This is a genomic window from Pseudomonas sp. E6002 (assembly GCF_013385565.1).
Classification (GTDB): domain Bacteria; phylum Pseudomonadota; class Gammaproteobacteria; order Pseudomonadales; family Pseudomonadaceae; genus Aquipseudomonas.
The window spans coordinates 52,137-67,201 of sequence record NZ_JACAPT010000024.1 but is presented as its reverse complement, the minus strand read 5'-3'; the positions used below and the strand labels follow the sequence as shown (position 1 = coordinate 67,201).

16 protein-coding genes are annotated in these 15,065 nt (G+C 61.9%); 8 read left to right on the top strand and 8 right to left on the bottom strand.

Features of this window, described 5'->3' with window-relative positions:
- The first annotated feature begins 39 nt into the window (after window positions 1–39).
- The gene (gene selD / locus HX815_RS20245) at window positions 40–1,074 is read left to right on the top strand and encodes a selenide, water dikinase SelD (protein ID WP_177028777.1); all 1,035 of its coding nucleotides are present in this window, start codon (window positions 40–42) and stop codon (window positions 1,072–1,074) included.
- Window positions 1,074–2,177 (top strand): tRNA 2-selenouridine(34) synthase MnmH, encoded by a 1,104-nt coding sequence (gene mnmH, locus HX815_RS20240; protein WP_008435919.1) that lies wholly within the window; start codon window positions 1,074–1,076, stop codon window positions 2,175–2,177. The genes selD and mnmH overlap by 1 nt, the downstream gene beginning before the upstream one ends.
- Before the next feature lie 128 nt (window positions 2,178–2,305).
- On the opposite strand, the gene HX815_RS20235 is transcribed toward mnmH, so the two are convergent.
- Both HX815_RS20235 and HX815_RS20230 read right to left on the bottom strand, forming a co-directional pair.
- Window positions 2,306–3,361, bottom strand: a complete 1,056-nt coding sequence (locus HX815_RS20235; RefSeq protein ID WP_003211251.1) for a permease — start codon at window positions 3,359–3,361, stop codon at window positions 2,306–2,308.
- A gap of 147 nt (window positions 3,362–3,508) precedes the next feature.
- Window positions 3,509–4,210, bottom strand: a complete 702-nt coding sequence (locus HX815_RS20230) for a histidine phosphatase family protein (RefSeq protein ID WP_102604857.1) — start codon at window positions 4,208–4,210, stop codon at window positions 3,509–3,511.
- Window positions 4,211–4,427: 217 nt separating this feature from the next.
- Between HX815_RS20230 and HX815_RS20225 the strand changes: the two genes are divergently transcribed.
- From HX815_RS20225 to hemB, 3 genes are all read left to right on the top strand, one after another.
- Window positions 4,428–5,126 carry a glutathione S-transferase N-terminal domain-containing protein gene (locus HX815_RS20225; protein ID WP_087694098.1) on the top strand — a complete coding sequence of 233 codons (699 nt, stop codon included), beginning with the start codon at window positions 4,428–4,430 and terminating at the stop codon, window positions 5,124–5,126.
- An 8-nt stretch (window positions 5,127–5,134) separates the two neighbouring features.
- Window positions 5,135–5,977 carry a PhzF family phenazine biosynthesis protein gene (locus tag HX815_RS20220; protein WP_177019734.1) on the top strand — a complete coding sequence of 281 codons (843 nt, stop codon included), beginning with the start codon at window positions 5,135–5,137 and terminating at the stop codon, window positions 5,975–5,977.
- A 123-nt stretch (window positions 5,978–6,100) separates the two neighbouring features.
- Window positions 6,101–7,075 carry a porphobilinogen synthase gene (hemB, locus tag HX815_RS20215; protein WP_177028776.1) on the top strand — a complete coding sequence of 325 codons (975 nt, stop codon included), beginning with the start codon at window positions 6,101–6,103 and terminating at the stop codon, window positions 7,073–7,075.
- A gap of 62 nt (window positions 7,076–7,137) precedes the next feature.
- Here hemB and HX815_RS20210 read toward each other — a convergent pair whose 3' ends face one another.
- Window positions 7,138–7,752 (bottom strand): LysE family translocator, encoded by a 615-nt coding sequence (locus HX815_RS20210; protein WP_177028775.1) that lies wholly within the window; start codon window positions 7,750–7,752, stop codon window positions 7,138–7,140.
- Between the two features lie 146 nt (window positions 7,753–7,898).
- Between HX815_RS20210 and HX815_RS20205 the strand changes: the two genes are divergently transcribed.
- Both HX815_RS20205 and HX815_RS20200 read left to right on the top strand, forming a co-directional pair.
- Complete coding sequence (locus HX815_RS20205) at window positions 7,899–8,984, top strand: DUF1615 domain-containing protein (RefSeq protein ID WP_008435895.1); 1,086 nt, start codon at window positions 7,899–7,901, stop codon at window positions 8,982–8,984.
- Window positions 8,985–9,077: 93 nt separating this feature from the next.
- Window positions 9,078–9,497, top strand: a complete 420-nt coding sequence (locus HX815_RS20200) for a PaaI family thioesterase (RefSeq protein ID WP_003211628.1) — start codon at window positions 9,078–9,080, stop codon at window positions 9,495–9,497.
- Between the two features lie 60 nt (window positions 9,498–9,557).
- Here HX815_RS20200 and HX815_RS20195 read toward each other — a convergent pair whose 3' ends face one another.
- From HX815_RS20195 to HX815_RS20185, 3 genes are read right to left on the bottom strand one after another with little or no spacing between them, the layout of a single operon-like run.
- On the bottom strand, window positions 9,558–10,739 hold the full coding sequence (locus HX815_RS20195) for an acetyl-CoA C-acetyltransferase (protein ID WP_177028774.1): 1,182 nt from the start codon (window positions 10,737–10,739) through the stop codon (window positions 9,558–9,560).
- 11 nt (window positions 10,740–10,750) lie between these two features.
- Window positions 10,751–11,410 carry a CoA transferase subunit B gene (locus tag HX815_RS20190; protein ID WP_017475483.1) on the bottom strand — a complete coding sequence of 220 codons (660 nt, stop codon included), beginning with the start codon at window positions 11,408–11,410 and terminating at the stop codon, window positions 10,751–10,753.
- A gap of 31 nt (window positions 11,411–11,441) precedes the next feature.
- Window positions 11,442–12,140: a CoA transferase subunit A gene (locus HX815_RS20185; protein ID WP_008435892.1), complete on the bottom strand. Its 699-nt coding sequence runs from the start codon at window positions 12,138–12,140 to the stop codon at window positions 11,442–11,444.
- 133 nt (window positions 12,141–12,273) lie between these two features.
- Here HX815_RS20185 and HX815_RS20180 point away from each other — a divergent pair, with 133 nt between their 5' ends.
- Complete coding sequence (locus HX815_RS20180) at window positions 12,274–13,182, top strand: LysR family transcriptional regulator (RefSeq protein WP_032899462.1); 909 nt, start codon at window positions 12,274–12,276, stop codon at window positions 13,180–13,182.
- 64 nt (window positions 13,183–13,246) lie between these two features.
- On the opposite strand, the gene HX815_RS20175 is transcribed toward HX815_RS20180, so the two are convergent.
- Both HX815_RS20175 and HX815_RS20170 read right to left on the bottom strand, forming a co-directional pair.
- A complete protein-coding gene (locus HX815_RS20175) occupies window positions 13,247–13,576 on the bottom strand; it encodes a hypothetical protein (RefSeq protein ID WP_003211618.1) in 330 nt (109 codons plus the stop codon).
- A 626-nt stretch (window positions 13,577–14,202) separates the two neighbouring features.
- The gene (locus HX815_RS20170) at window positions 14,203–15,051 is read right to left on the bottom strand and encodes an NAD-dependent protein deacetylase (protein ID WP_177028773.1); all 849 of its coding nucleotides are present in this window, start codon (window positions 15,049–15,051) and stop codon (window positions 14,203–14,205) included.
- Window positions 15,052–15,065: the final 14 nt, after the last annotated feature.

Here is a 15,065-nt window from a genome sequence, read left to right as displayed (position 1 = left end):
CTGCTAGAATCCGCCCACTTGACGCCTTGAGGGATACCCATGAACGAGCCGATTCGCCTGACCCAATACAGCCACGGTGCTGGTTGCGGTTGCAAGATCTCACCTCAGGTACTGGAAGTGATCCTCGCCGGCAGTGGCGCACAGAACCTCGACCCCAAGCTCTGGGTAGGCAACGCTTCGCGCGATGACGCGGCGGTGTACGCCATCGACGAGGAGCGCGGCGTGGTGTCCACCACCGACTTTTTCATGCCGATCGTCGATGACCCCTTCGACTTCGGCCGCATTGCCGCCACCAATGCCATCAGCGATATCTATGCGATGGGCGGCGATCCGTTGATGGCCATCGCGATTCTCGGCTGGCCGGTCAACGTGCTGGCTCCGGAGATTGCCCGGGAAGTGATTCGCGGCGGCCGTTCCGTGTGTGACGCTGCCGGGATTCCCCTGGCCGGCGGCCACTCCATCGACGCCCCCGAGCCGATCTTCGGCCTGGCCGTCACCGGGCTGGTGGAGAAGCGCCACATGAAGCGCAACGACACCGCCACCGCCGGTTGCCAGCTGTACCTGACCAAACCCCTGGGCATCGGCATCCTCACCACGGCCGAGAAGAAGGGCAAGCTGCGCGAGGCCGACGTGGGCCTGGCCCGTGACTGGATGTGCACCCTCAACAAACCCGGCAGCCGTTTTGGCAAGCTGGCCGGTGTCACGGCCATGACCGACGTCACCGGTTTCGGCCTGTTGGGCCACCTGGTGGAAATGGCTGACGGCAGCCAATTAACTGCCCGCATCGAATACGAAAAAGTCCCACGCCTGCCCGGGGTTGAGTACTACCTGGAACAGGGCTGCGTCCCCGGCGGCACCTTGCGCAATTTCGACAGCTACGCCAGCAAGCTGGGGCGCCTTAACGAACTGCACAAGCGCGTGCTGTGCGACCCGCAAACCAGCGGCGGGCTGCTGGTGGCGGTCACCTCCGAAGGCAATGCCGAATTCCTCGCCGTGGCGGCGGAGCTGGGCCTGAACCTTGAGCCGATCGGCGAACTGGTTGAGCGACAGACCAACGCGGTAGAGGTGTTCTGATGCCCATCGACATCACCGATTACCGCGATATCTTTCTCAACGACCGGCCGATGATGGATACCCGCGCGCCGATCGAGTTCATCAAGGGCGCGTTTCCCGGGGTGGTCAACCTGCCGTTGATGACCGACGACGAGCGCGAACGGGTGGGCACCTGTTACAAGCAGCAAGGCCAGCAGGCGGCCATTGTTCTCGGGCACGAACTGGTGTCCGGGGCGATCAAGGCCGAACGTATCGAACACTGGGCGCGTTTTGCCCAGGCCAATCCGGATGGTCTGCTGTACTGCTTTCGCGGCGGGATGCGTTCGCAGATTGCCCAGCAATGGTTGAAAACCGAGGCGGGTATCGACTATCCGCGAGTGGGCGGTGGCTACAAGGCCATGCGGACTTTCCTGCTCGACACGGTTGAAAGCGCCACCGCGCAATGCGACTTCGTACTGTTGGGTGGCATGACCGGTACCGGCAAGACCGAAGTGCTCGGCCAGTTGAACAACGCCCTGGACCTGGAAGGCCACGCCAACCATCGCGGTTCCAGCTTCGGCAAACGCGCCACGGCGCAACCTTCCAACATCGACTTCGAAAACCGCCTGGCGGTGGACCTGCTGAAAAAGCGTGCCGCCGGTATCGAGCAGTTTGTGGTCGAGGATGAGAGCCGCATGATCGGCAGCTGCGCGCTGCCGTTGCCCCTGCACAAAGGCATGCAGGGCTTCCCGATGGTCTGGCTGGAAGACAGCGTTGAAGGCCGGGTGGAGCGCATCCTGAAGGATTATGTGGTGGACCTCTGCGCCGAGTTTGTCGCGGTGTTTGGCGACACTGGCCAGGAACTGTTTGCCGAGCGCCTGACCCAGAGCCTGGGCAATATCCACAAGCGCCTGGGCGGCGAGCGGTTTGCGCGGTTGCACGCGATCATGCAGGAAGCATTGGCAGAACAAGCCAGCAGCGGCGCGGTGGAGTTGCACCGCGGCTGGATTGAGGGGTTGTTGCGTGAGTATTACGACCCGATGTACGCGTTCCAGCGGGAAAGCAAAGGCGCACGCATCGAGTTTGCGGGAGAGCAAGCGGCGGTGGTGGAGTATTTCCGGGACAGGCTCGCTCGGCGTACGTGATTGATTGAGTTTGCCGACCCCTTCGCGAGCAAGCCCGCTCCCACATTCGACCGCATTTATCCTCTAGGAATGCGGTCGAATGTGGGAGCGGGCTTGCTCGCGAAGAGGCCCTCAAACTCACCCAATCACTACAGGATAAACGCCCCGATCAGCCCACACACCACCCCCATCAGCATCGTCAGCCCGGCCACGGTCACCAGCACCCGCGCATCGAAATCCTTGCGCAGCATCAGCAGCGACGGCAGGCTCACGCTCGGCAGTGTCATCAGCAAGGCCACGGCCGGGCCGGTGCCCATGCCGAGGGTCATCATGGTCTGCACGATGGGGATTTCGGCGGCGGTCGGGATCACGAACAACGTGCCGACAATCGCCAGAGGCACCAGCCACACCAGGCTGTTGGCCATGGCGCCGTCCACGTGGGGAAACAGCCAGACCCGCGCCGCGCCAAGGATCAGCACCGCCAGGATGTACACCGGAATCGTGCTCCAGAACAGCTGCCACAGGGTGCGCAGCCAGCGGGTCAGGAACGGTTCGGTTTCGGCATGGCTGGCCTGGGCCACGGCGTCGAGCGCGGCTTCCGGTACCTGCTCCGGCCGCGCGATGCGTTGCGCCACCAGCGAAACACCCACCACCAGCACGATCCCGGCCACCAACCGCAGCGCGGTAAAGCCCCAGCCCAGCACAAAGCCCATGAACACCAGTGTCGCCGGGTTCAGCACCGGGTTGGCAATCCAGAACGCCAGCGCCGCGCCGACCGAGACTTTCTGCCGACGCATACCGGCCGCCACCGGAGCGGCGCAGCAACTGCACATCATCCCCGGCAGGGCGAACAGCCCGCCACGCAGGGTAGATCCCAGCCCGGCACGGCCAAACAGGCGCAGCAGCCAGTCCCGTGGGATCAGCACCTGCAGCAATGAGCCGAGAATGACCGCCAGCACCGCAGCCTTCCAGATCGCCAGGAAATACACCTGGGCATAGGCCAGCGCCGCGGCCAGTGGCGCGCTTTGCTGGTCGTTGAGAATCGAGGCGCCGATACTGTGGTTGTCTGCCGCGATAAACGCCTTGGCGTAGTAGGGCGACCATTTCACGTAGTAGAGGCCGACGCAGGCCACCAGCAGGAACAGCGCTGGTTTCCACCAGAAGGACCAGCCCCGGGCAGGCTGGGTGGAGGAGAGGTTGGACATGTAGATGATCCGCAGGTGAGTCAATAGCGCAACATCATACGCTGTACAAGGCCGCCTCCGAAGCACTGTGGCGAGGGAGCTTGCTGTGGCGAGGGAGCAAGCTCCCTCGCCACAGCAAGCTCCCTCGCCACGGGTCTTCGGGGGCGGTCAGATATCGGCGCTGACTTGCGTTGCGTCCGGGCAAGTCTGCTGGCCATTGTCCAGGCCTTGCTTGTAGTTGCGGCTGAGCAGCGAGGCCTTGCCGTTGTGCCAGGTCAGGGTCAACACATACAAGCTATCGAAATCGCTGCCGGACCAATCGTCGGTAATCACATGTTTTTCACCGACGGCCTCGCTTGCCACCTTGTTGATCAAGTCCGGCAGATACCCATGGGACCAGGCAGTGTAGATGACGGCGTTGTGGTATTTGTCCTCCACCAGTTCGTCAGCGAGGGCGCTGGTGTCATTGGCCGAGAACTTGATGTTGACCGGCAACCCGAGCTTGATCGCGCTGGGGCTGATGGTCATCAACGGGCGGATGTAGCTGTAGGAGTTGTCTTTCTCGCCTTCCTCGACATTGCGGGTCGGGTTGGGTGCGAACACGTAGTTGGCGTTGCCGAATTTTTCCGGCAGCACGGTGGCCAGGTTCATCGCACGGTTAAGGCCTTGGCAGTTGAGTTGGCCGAGGCCCCCGGCAGGTTTCTCGCCATGGCGCAGGAACACCAGGGTTTGCACGCCGTCGACCGGCTGGGCGCGGCTGACCCGCGATTCCAGGCTAAGGCCGACCGCGGCGCTCACCAGCAATACCGGCAGCAGGATGTAGGAGTAGCGTTTGAAGCGTTTCGCAAGGCACAGAGGCTTGATGGTCATGATGGTTCTAAGTCTCGGTGCAGGGATTCAGGGCAAGCAAGCCCAGCCATCGGGCGCTCTTTAAGAGTCCCCCAAGGCAGTTTGGTTCGTTTCGCGGGGGAGATGGGGCGGCATCCTTGCCGTGTGCAGGAGATTAACCCGCAGATGTTGCTGAATTAAGACGGATGCACGATAGGCACTGAACCACTACTCTCCTACTTTTATCAGGAGTCCCATGATGAACTCACTTTCAGACTTCCCCATCACCGCCAAATGGCCGGCCCGGCATCCCGAGCGTCTGCAGCTGTATTCGTTGCCCACGCCCAACGGGGTCAAGGTGTCGATCATGCTCGAGGAAATCGGCCTGCCCTACGAGGCGCACAAGGTCAGTTTCGAGACCCAGGACCAGCTTTCCAGCGAGTTCCTGTCGCTGAACCCCAACAACAAGATCCCGGCGATCATCGACCCCAATGGCCCGAGCGGCCAGGCGCTGGGCCTGTTCGAGTCGGGCGCGATCCTGATCTACCTCGCCGAGAAGAGCGGTGAATTGCTTCCCGAAGACCCGGCGATGCGTTACGAGACGATCCAGTGGCTGATGTTCCAGATGGCCGGTATCGGGCCGATGTTCGGCCAGGTGGGGTTCTTCAACAAATTCGCCGGCGCGGCCTACGAAGACAAGCGCCCGCGCGACCGCTACGTCGCCGAGTCGCGCCGCTTGCTGGACGTGCTGGAAAAGCGCCTGTTGGGCCGCACCTGGATCATGGGTGACGAGTACAGCATCGCCGATATCGCCACCTTCCCGTGGGTTCGCAACCTGATCGGCTTCTATGAGTCCGGCGACCTGGTGGGTATTACCGACTTCCCGAACGTACTGCGGGCCCTGGACGGGTTTGTCGCCCGGCCGGCGGTGATCCGTGGCTTGAACATCCCAGCATAAGGACCGGCATGGCTTCTTTCGACTTCAAACAACTGGACGTTTTCAGCAGCGTGGCCGTCAAGGGCAACCCGTTGGCCGTGGTGCTGGGCGCCGACAGCCTGAACGACCAGCAGATGGCGGATTTCGCCAACTGGACCAACCTCAGCGAAACCACCTTCCTGCTCAAGCCCCGTGATCCACGAGCGGACTACCGCGTAAGGATCTTCACGACCCTCAAGGAATTGCCGTTTGCCGGCCATCCGACCCTGGGCAGTTGCCATGCCTGGTTGCTGGCCGGTGGCCAACCCGCTGGGGAGGAGATCATCCAGGAGTGTGAGATCGGCCTGGTGCGCATCCGCCGCCAGGGCGATGAACTGGCGTTTATCGCGCCACCGTTGCTGCGTTCCGGCCCGCTGGAAGCTGAATTGGTCGAGCGCGTGCGTCGGGCCCTGGACCTTGAGCCCGGTGCGATTTTGCGCAGCCAGTGGGTGGATAACGGCGCGGGCTGGCTGGCGGTGATGCTGGCGGATCGCGAGCAGGTACTGGCACTGCGGCCGGACTATTCGCAGTTGCAGGGCTTGGCCGTGGGCGTGATCGCCCCGTGGAACCCCGAGCGGGATGGCGATGAGGCGCAGTTTGAGGTGCGGGCCTTTATTGCCGGCGACGGCGCTCCGGAAGATCCGGCCACCGGCAGCCTGAACGCCGGTGTCGCCCAGTGGTTGCTGGGCGAGGGGTTGGCGCCCAGCCGCTATGTGGTCAGCCAGGGCACCGCCATGGGCCGCGCCGGGCGAATCCGCATTGAACACAGCGGCGAGGAAATCTGGGTCGGCGGCGCGGTTGCCGTTTGCATTGAAGGCCGTCTACAGCTCTAGATCAATGCAATTGTTACCAAGCCTGCAATAAACTGTTCCGCACTTGGCGTTTGTGCTCTGCGGTGCACGAGGCATAAGCTTTCGCCCCAAAGATTTTTGGCCTGCCTTTTTTCAGGAGCATCAATGTCCAGCCAGTTCCCCGAAGCCCGTCCACGCCGCCTGCGCCGCTCCCCGGAGTTGCGTGGCCTGTTCCAGGAAAGCGAATTCACCCTCAATGACCTGGTGCTGCCGATCTTCGTTGAAGAAGAAATCGACGACTTCGTGCCGATCACCAGCATGCCCGGGGTGCAGCGCATTCCCGAGTCGAAGCTGGCCGGCGAGATCGAACGCTATGCGAAAGCCGGGATCAAGTCGGTGATGACCTTCGGTGTGTCCCACCACCTGGACGCCTCGGGCAGTGACACCTGGCAAGAGCGTGGCCTGGTGTCGCGCATGTCCTCGATCATCAAGGATGCGGTGCCGGAAATGATCGTGATGTCCGATACCTGTTTCTGCGAATACACCGACCACGGCCATTGCGGCGTGATGCACGGCGCCGAAGTCGACAACGACCGCACCCTGGTCAACCTTGGCAAGCAAGCTGTGGCTGCCGCTCGTGCCGGTGCCGATTTGATCGCGCCGTCTGCCGCGATGGACGGGCAGGTCCAGGCCATTCGCCGGGCCCTGGATGAAGCAGGCTTCAGCCATATCCCGATCATGGCTTATTCCACCAAGTTCGCCTCGGCGCTCTACGGCCCGTTCCGCGAAGCCGGCGGCAGCGCGCTGAAGGGCGATCGCAAGAGCTACCAGATGAACCCGATGAACCGCCGCGAAGCGGTGCGCGAATCGTTGCTGGATGAGCAAGAAGGTGCGGACGCGCTGATGGTCAAGCCGGCCGGCGCGTACCTGGACATCATCCGCGACATCCGCGAAGCCTCGCGTTTGCCGGTGGCGGCGTACCAGGTCAGCGGCGAGTACGCGATGATCAAGTTCGGCGCCCAGGCGGGTGCGATCGATGAAGCCCGCGTAGTGCGGGAAACCCTGGGCTCGATCAAGCGCGCCGGTGCGGACTTGATCTTCACCTACTTCGCGATGGACCTGGCACTTGCCGGGATCTAAGTAACCTGTGGCGAGGGAGCAAGCTCCCTCGCCACAGAAGGCTGTTCGCGGCTGCTTGAAACTTAGCGCTGGGCAAACGCCAGGTTCAGCCCCAACCCCGCAAACGCCGCTGCAAAACTGCGGCGCAGCCAGTTCTGTACACGTGGCGATTCGATCACCGCGTGGCGGAACACATTGGCCAGCAGGCCATAAATCACAAACACCGCAAACGTCATCGCCATGAATACACTGCTCAGCAACAGCATTTGCAGGGCCGGTGCGCCCGCGCCCGGGGTGACGAATTGCGGCAGGAACGCAAGGAAGAAAATCGTCAGCTTGGGGTTCAGAATATTCAGCAACAGGCCTCGCACCATCAGGCTGTGGGCGCTGGAAATCGTCGGTGCGTCGTTCATGGCAAAGGCCGAGCGGTCCCGCCAGGTGGCATAGGCGAGGTACAGCAAGTAGGCGGCGCCGGCATACTTGAGGGCTTCGAACGCCAGGGCGCTGGTATGCAGCAGGGCGGACAGCCCAAGCACGGAGGCCAACAAGTGCGGGACGATCCCGGCGGTGCAGCCCAGCGCGGCGAACACACTGGCGCGCTTGCCGGCGGTCAGTCCGGTGGACACGGTGAAGATCACGCCGGTGCCGGGAATGAGCACGACGATCAGGCAGGTGATCAGGAAGTTCAGGCTAAGCATGGCATTCAAACTCCTTGTAGGAACGACGGGAGCCTGATCCTTTCACGTTGCGGTTTTTTTGGCGAGTGCGGCAGGTCGGCGAACCCCGGTTAGACTTACCGGTCGATATCTGCCAAGACTGGCCCATTGTCGCCCAAGGAAGCCCCATGCGTTCATCTCGCCTCATCCTGTGCCTTACCACCTTATTGGTACTGGCCGGCTGCTCCAGCCAGCGCACCCAGCAACTGCCGGAGCGCAGCGAAGCCGAGGTGAAAGCGCAGATCGTGCGGCTGATGCCGGCCAGCGTGCCGGATCGTGGCGGCTGGGCCCAGGACATCTACACCGCCTTCAACACGCAGAAAATCTACCCCGGTACGGAGAACATCTGCGCGGTATTGGCCGTGACCGAGCAGGAGTCCACCTATCAGGTCGACCCGCCGGTCCCGAACATGGGCAAGATCGCCCAGGACGAAATCCTGCGCCGCGCCGCTAAAGTCCACGTGCCGGCGGTGCTGGTGCGCACGGCACTGCAACTGCGCTCGCCCACCGGCAAGTCCTACGCCGAGCGCTTGAACGCTGCGCGCACCGAGCGGGATTTGAGTGGAATCTTTGACGACTTCATCAGTGTCGTGCCCTTGGGCAATACGCTGTTTGGCGGCTTCAACCCGGTGCATACCGCAGGCCCGATGCAGGTCAGCATCGACTTCGCACAGAAGCAGGCCCGGGATTATCCCTACACCGTGGATGGCAGCATCCGCCGGGAAGTGTTTACCCGCCGAGGCGGCATGTACTTTGGCATCACCCATCTGCTGGGCTACCCGGTGAATTACGACCAGATGCTGTACCGCTTCGCCGATTTCAATGCCGGTTGGTACGCCAGCCGCAACGCCGCATTCCAGGCAGCGGTCAGCCGGGTCTCGGGTACCACGCTGGCGCTGGACGGTGATTTGATCAACTACGGCTCGTTCCTGCCAGGCACCACCGAGCTGGCAGTGCGCTCACTGGGCAAGGCGCTGGACATGCGCAACCCGAGCATCCGCAGCCAGCTGGAGCAGGGCGAGCGCCTGGATTTTGAAGACACCACCCTGTACCAGCGGGTGTTCGCCCTGGCCGACAAGGCCGCCGGCAAACCGGTGCCGCGGGCGATCCTGCCGGGCATCGTGCTGAAAAGCCCGAAGATCACCCGCAACCTCACCACCGCCTGGTTCGCCAAGCGCGTGGATGAGCGTTATCAGCGTTGCATGAAGCGTTAGGCTTATCACCGGGGATTTACCGGGCTGATGTTGATGGTCCGGATGGCTGCGGTGGGATACACCTCCAGCCTTGTCCCCAAGGAAGAACCTGACATGACTGCCCATGCCATCCCCGAAGGCTTTACCCCGCTGCGTCGAAGCAGCCCACTCCTGGACCTGCTTGGCCCGGTGTATAGCCGAGGTGAAGGCTTGCAGCTGGAAATCGGCCTGCGCGCCGACAACCGCCACGCCAACGGACGCGGCACCGTGCACGGTGGCGTGCTGGCCACCCTGGCGGATGTGGGCATGGGCTACGCCATGGCGTTTTCCAGCGAGCCGCCGCTGCCGTTGATCACGGCGAGCATGACCCTGGACTATCTCGGCGCGGTGCAGGTAGGGGAGTGGGTCGAGGTGCGTCTGGAGCATCACAAGCGCGGGCGGCAGATGGCGTTTGCCACGGTCAGCGTGCAGGTCGGGGAGAAGGTGGTGGTGCGGGCAAATGCGGTGTTTGCGGTGCCCCAGGCGCGGGACTGACCGATAAAGAAAAGGCCCGGTTTTCGTGGAACCGGGCCTTTTCCATGTTGCTCTTTGAAATCAGCTGCGTTCAAGGGCCAGGGCTACACCTTGCCCGCCACCGATGCACAGGGTGGCCAGGCCTTTCTTGGCGTCACGCTTGATCATTTCATGCAGCAGGGTCACCAGCACACGGCAGCCTGACGCGCCAATCGGGTGGCCGATGGCAATCGCGCCGCCGTTGACGTTGACCTTGGCCGTGTCCCATTCCAGCTCTTTGCCCACCGCCAGTGACTGCGCGGCAAAGGCTTCGTTGGCTTCGATCAGGTCCAGGTCGCCCAGGCTCCAGCCGGCCTTGTCCAGGCAGCGGCGGGTGGCCGATACCGGGCCAATGCCCATGATCGCGGGATCGACGCCGGCGTTGGCGTAGCTGGCGATTCGGGCCAGCACTGGCAAGCCGAGCGCCTTGGCTTTGTCCGCGCTCATCAGCAGCACGGCAGCCGCGCCGTCGTTGAGGCTGGATGCGTTGCCGGCGGTGACGGTGCCGTCTTTCTTGAAGGCCGGCTTGAGCTTGGCCAGGGATTCGGCGGTGGTGCCCGCCCGTGGCTGTTCGTCCACGGCGAAGGCCACCGGGTCGCCCTTGCGCTGGGGAATCAGGATCGGCGTGATCTCATCGCTGAAACGCCCGGCTTCAATGGCCGCCGTGGCTTTTTGCTGGGAGGCGGCGGCGAAGGCGTCCTGGGCTTCACGGCTGATGCCGTACTTGTCCACCAGGTTCTCGGCGGTGATGCCCATGTGGTAGTCGTTGAACGCATCCCACAGACCGTCGGTGATCATGCTGTCGATCATCTTCGCATGGCCCATGCGCAGGCCGGTGCGGGCGGCCGGCAATACGTACGGGGCCAGGCTCATGTTCTCCATGCCGCCGGCGATGATTACCTCGGCATCGCCGCAACGGATCGCTTGTGCGCCCAGGTGCAGGGCCTTGAGCCCCGAGCCGCAGACCTTGTTCAGGGTCAGCGCCGGCACGGCGTGGGGCAGGCCGGCGAGGATCGAGGCCTGGCGGGCCGGGTTCTGGCCGCTGCCGGCGGTGAGCACCTGGCCAAGGATCACTTCATCCACGAGTGCCGGGTCGATGCCGGTCTGCTCCAGCAGGCGACGAATCACCGCAGCCCCCAGCTCCGGGGCCGGGATGCTTGCCAGCGAACCTTGGAAGCTGCCCACGGCGGTGCGGGTGGCAGCAACAATCACGACGTCTTGCATGGAATCTGTCCTCACTGGAAGTGCATTTCTGGAACGTGGTCCGGGACGATCAGTTTACCGGCTGTCTTGCTGACGATCTCTTCAACACTGACGCCAGGTGCGCGTTCCTTGAGGACAAAAGCGCCATTTTCGATTTCCAGGTAGGCCAGGTCCGTCAGCACGCGCTTGATGCAGTTGGCGCCGGTCAGCGGCAGGCTGCAGCGGCTGAGCAACTTGGATTCACCGTCCTTGGACGCGTGGGTCATGATCACGATGATGTTCTCGGCACCGGCCACCAGGTCCATCGCGCCGCCCATGCCCTTGACCAGCTTGCCGGGGATCATCCACGAGGCGATGTTGCCTTGTACATCGACCTCAAACGCGCCGAGCACGGTCAGGTCGACGTGGCCGCCGCGAATCATCGCGAAGGATTCGGCCGAGGAGAAGATCGACGCGCCAATGCGCGCGGTGACGGTCTGTTTGCCGGCGTTGATCATGTCGGCATCGATGGTTTCTTCAGTAGGAAACGGACCCATGCCCAGCAGGCCGTTTTCCGACTGCAGCATGACCTCCATGCCTTCTGGGATGTAGTTGGCCACCAGGGTCGGAATGCCGATGCCGAGGTTGACGTAGAAACCGTCCTGCATTTCGCGGGCGACGCGTTGAGCCATTTGTTCGCGGGTAAGAGCCATTTTTTGTCTCCTTATTATTTGGGCTGGTGGATTATTTGCGGAGGGTGCGCTGTTCGATGCGCTTCTCGAAGGTGCCGCAAATGATCCGGTCGACGTAGATCCCTGGGGTGTGGATATGCGCCGGGTCCAGCTCGCCCGGTTCGACGATTTCTTCGACTTCGACCACGGTGATCCTGCCGGCGGTGGCGGCCAGCGGGTTGAAGTTCTGGGCGGTATGGCGATAGATCACATTGCCGAAGTGGTCGGCTTTCCAGCCTTTGACGATGGCGAAGTCGCCGGTGATGGATTCTTCCATCAGGTACGGGCGACCGTTGAACTCGCGGGTTTCCTTGCCTTCAGCGACTGGCGTGCCGACGCCGGTGGCGGTGAAGAAGGCCGGGATGCCGGCACCGCCTGCGCGCAGTTTTTCGGCGAGGGTGCCTTGGGGCGTCAGGACCACTTCGATTTCGCCGCTGAGCAGTTGCTTCTCGAACAGCGCGTTTTCACCGACGTAGGACGCGAAGACCTTGCTGATCTGCTTGCCTTCCAGCAGCAGGCCCAGGCCGAAGCCGTCGACGCCGCAGTTGTTGGAGACCACGGTCAGGTTGCGGGTGCCCTTGCGCTTGATTTCGGCAATGAGGTTTTCCGGGATGCCGCACAGGCCAAAACCACCGGCAAGAACCGTCATGCCATCTTCCAGGCCTGCCAGCGCCTCTTCATAGGACGCTACGCGTTTATCAAAACCTGCCATATGCACCTCTTTTATTGTTTGTGGGCCAGCCATATGAACCGAGTGTTGCGCCGACGGATTGATTTGTTAAGTTGTTTTTTAAGGTTGATTGATTTAAAAAACAGCATAGTCCTCAGCCATCGAGAGAAGCTTCATGACAGTTAAACAGATGCGCGCCTTTCTTGCCGTAGCCCAGACCTTGAGCTTTGCGGCCGCCTGTGAGCGTTTGCATCTTTCCCAGTCGGCCTTGAGCCTGACCATCAAAGGCCTGGAAGAAGGCCTGGGCGGGCGCCTGTTCAGCCGCAATACGCGCAATGTCGCGCTGACCCCTGAAGGCGAATCCCTGCTGCCCCTGGCCCGGCGCTTGATCGCCGACTGGGACAACGCCGAGGATGAGTTGCGCCAGCGTTTCACCCTGCAGCGCGGGCGGGTAACGGTGGCGGCGATGCCGTCGTTTGCCGGAAACCTGCTGCCACCGATCCTGAAGATTTTTCGCGCGCGCTATCCCCAGGTCAACGTAACGGTGAATGACGTGATCAACGAGCAGGTGCTGGAAATGGTCCGCGATCGCCAAGTGGAGTTGGGCGTGGCGTTTGAACCGTCGGAAAGCTCATCGCTGGTGTTCACCCCGCTGTATGTGGACCGCTTTGTGGCGGTGGTGCCCGGTGACTCGCCATTGGCACGCCGCTCCGATATCGCCTGGCACACCCTGCTGGAACAACCCTTCATCACCTTGCAGCGCCCGTCCACGGTACGAGTGATGCTTGAAGAACACCTGAAGGTGCTGGACCTGAAGCTGCCCGTAGCCCTGGAGAGCCATCAACTGGCGACGGTGGGCAAGATGGTTGCCAGTGGCTTGGGCGTGAGTGCAGTGCCGGCGTTGTGTGCACGCCAAATGCAGGAAGCAGGCGCCCATTGCATCACCTTGAGCGATCCGGTGATCGAACGGCCGATTGGTGTACTGACCAAGCCCGGCCACGAACTTTCAGCGGCGGCCCAGGCCATGTTTGATATTTTTTGCGATGAAGCGGGGAAGGGGCGTTTTCCGGCGTTGTTGCGATAACCGTCGGCCATAAAAAAGCCTGCTCGTTTTAAGCGAGCAGGCTTAAGTGATAAGTGCGTAGTTATCAGCAGTATCTGTCGATCACCTTAACTTGCGAATGGCCTTTAAGGTTCTGCCACTCGGTATTAAGTGTATGGAAGACCTGCTCGATAAAGTTGCGATCGGCGGCGGCTTTCTTGCCGACATAACCCTGGCCGCGGCGGTACATCTTCAGGCGCGCTGCCAGTTCACGGTTATTCCTGTCGAACTCTTCTTCCACGGTGTGGGGCGCCAGGCAGTCAATATGGACCTGGCCCGATTTACCAATCCAGAGGATATGGTCGTCGAGCGTGTCTTTCTGCGCTGCGAACATCTCAGCCAATTCATCGATAGTTGGTTGGTTGTTCAGATTCATGTGTAAGCCCCTTGACCAGTTGGCGATCTCTAGTTGATCCGTTAAAACTACTAAGTTGTCTCCGGCTCAGAAAACCGGGCGTCAGCGACTGTCTGCCGAATACGGGCAGGGTCTTGAACCGATGCATGTAGTCTTGCTGATGACCTGCTACGCAATGGTTTCATAACGAAGACAAGCAGCGTTTGAGCTCCTTGTACCGATCCTTTCGGGCCGGTCAGCTTCATCAATCTGCCTTGTGGGCAGTGCACATCCGGAAAAAACAGCTCGGCGGTCAGACGAGCTTGTTCAAAACGCGTGTTACCAACGCTCCCGATCCGGGAGACGCTTGAATCATGCAATTACAAAACGGTTACGTCAACGATTATGTAGTGATTATTTTTGAGCACTACATAAATCCTTGCAGGGCGGGGGTGTGAGCGGAAAACGTGACTTGGGCGTCACTTTTCGTGCGGGCAGGTCGCGGGATCCGGGGGCTTTTTGTGGCGAGGGAGCTTGCTCCCGCTGGGATGCGAAGCGCCCCCACCAGGCTGACTGCGGTTCTGCAGGAATCATTCGGTTGTCGGTTTTGGGGCCGCTGCGCAGCCCAGCGGGAGCAAGCTCCCTCGCCACAGAAAAGCAGGATTGGGCTATCCCAGGCGTTCTGCCAGCAACGGCAACAAACGTTCGCAGGAGGCTTCGATCTTGAGTTGCAGCAACTCATCGCCCCGTGTCTTGCCCAGATTGATGGCAATCACGGGCTTGCCTTGCTCGACCATCGCCTTGCACAACCGAAACGCTGAATACGCCATCAGCGACGAACCCACCACCAGCAATCCTTCTGCGTCATCCACCGCCGCCATCGCCTTGGCTGCCGTGCCCTGGGCGACGTTCTCACCGAAAAACACCACGTCCGGTTTCAACCGTTGCCCGCCGCAGTGGGGGCAGCGGGGCACCTGAAAACGTCCTTCAAAGGCCGGGTCCAGCAGGGTGTCACCGTCGGGGGCTTGAACGGCATCCACACCCGCCAGGTACGGATTCTCCGCTTCCATTCGGCGCTGGATCAGGTCCCGTTCGCTGGTCTGCTGGCAATCCAGACATAGCACCCGGTGAAGGCTGCCGTGGAGTTCGATCACATCATGGCTGCCAGCCTGGTCGTGCAGGGTGTCGACGTTCTGGGTGATCAGCCCGGTAATGCGCTGGCGCTGCTGCAGGGTGGCCAACGCGATATGCGCCGCGTTCGGCTGCGCGACACGCACCCTCGGCCAGCCGAGCATCGCCCGCGCCCAGTAGCGGCGGCGCGCCTGCGGGGTTGCCTGGAACTCCTGGTACATCATCGGTGCCTTGCCCCGGCGCACGCCTTCGCTGTCGCGATAATCGGGAATCCCCGAAGAGGTGCTGATACCCGCACCGGTCAGCACCAGGAAGCGCCGTTGGGACATGGCCCGGTGCAGGCTGTCGAGTTGGTTATCGACTTGATGTTGCAGGGTATCGAGCATGGGGTCCCCAATGA

Bases quoted from the DNA above. Each gene is read 5' to 3' on its own strand.
- selD (WP_177028777.1), top strand. From the start codon at position 40: ATGAACGAGCCGATTCGCCTGACCCAATACAGCCACGGTGCTGGTTGC.
- mnmH (WP_008435919.1), top strand. From the start codon at position 1,074: ATGCCCATCGACATCACCGATTACCGCGATATCTTTCTCAACGACCGG.
- HX815_RS20235 (WP_003211251.1), bottom strand. From the start codon at position 3,361: ATGTCCAACCTCTCCTCCACCCAGCCTGCCCGGGGCTGGTCCTTCTGG.
- HX815_RS20230 (WP_102604857.1), bottom strand. From the start codon at position 4,210: ATGACCATCAAGCCTCTGTGCCTTGCGAAACGCTTCAAACGCTACTCC.
- HX815_RS20225 (WP_087694098.1), top strand. From the start codon at position 4,428: ATGAACTCACTTTCAGACTTCCCCATCACCGCCAAATGGCCGGCCCGG.
- HX815_RS20220 (WP_177019734.1), top strand. From the start codon at position 5,135: ATGGCTTCTTTCGACTTCAAACAACTGGACGTTTTCAGCAGCGTGGCC.
- hemB (WP_177028776.1), top strand. From the start codon at position 6,101: ATGTCCAGCCAGTTCCCCGAAGCCCGTCCACGCCGCCTGCGCCGCTCC.
- HX815_RS20210 (WP_177028775.1), bottom strand. From the start codon at position 7,752: ATGCTTAGCCTGAACTTCCTGATCACCTGCCTGATCGTCGTGCTCATT.
- HX815_RS20205 (WP_008435895.1), top strand. From the start codon at position 7,899: ATGCGTTCATCTCGCCTCATCCTGTGCCTTACCACCTTATTGGTACTG.
- HX815_RS20200 (WP_003211628.1), top strand. From the start codon at position 9,078: ATGACTGCCCATGCCATCCCCGAAGGCTTTACCCCGCTGCGTCGAAGC.
- HX815_RS20195 (WP_177028774.1), bottom strand. From the start codon at position 10,739: ATGCAAGACGTCGTGATTGTTGCTGCCACCCGCACCGCCGTGGGCAGC.
- HX815_RS20190 (WP_017475483.1), bottom strand. From the start codon at position 11,410: ATGGCTCTTACCCGCGAACAAATGGCTCAACGCGTCGCCCGCGAAATG.
- HX815_RS20185 (WP_008435892.1), bottom strand. From the start codon at position 12,140: ATGGCAGGTTTTGATAAACGCGTAGCGTCCTATGAAGAGGCGCTGGCA.
- HX815_RS20180 (WP_032899462.1), top strand. From the start codon at position 12,274: ATGACAGTTAAACAGATGCGCGCCTTTCTTGCCGTAGCCCAGACCTTG.
- HX815_RS20175 (WP_003211618.1), bottom strand. From the start codon at position 13,576: ATGAATCTGAACAACCAACCAACTATCGATGAATTGGCTGAGATGTTC.
- HX815_RS20170 (WP_177028773.1), bottom strand. From the start codon at position 15,051: ATGCTCGATACCCTGCAACATCAAGTCGATAACCAACTCGACAGCCTG.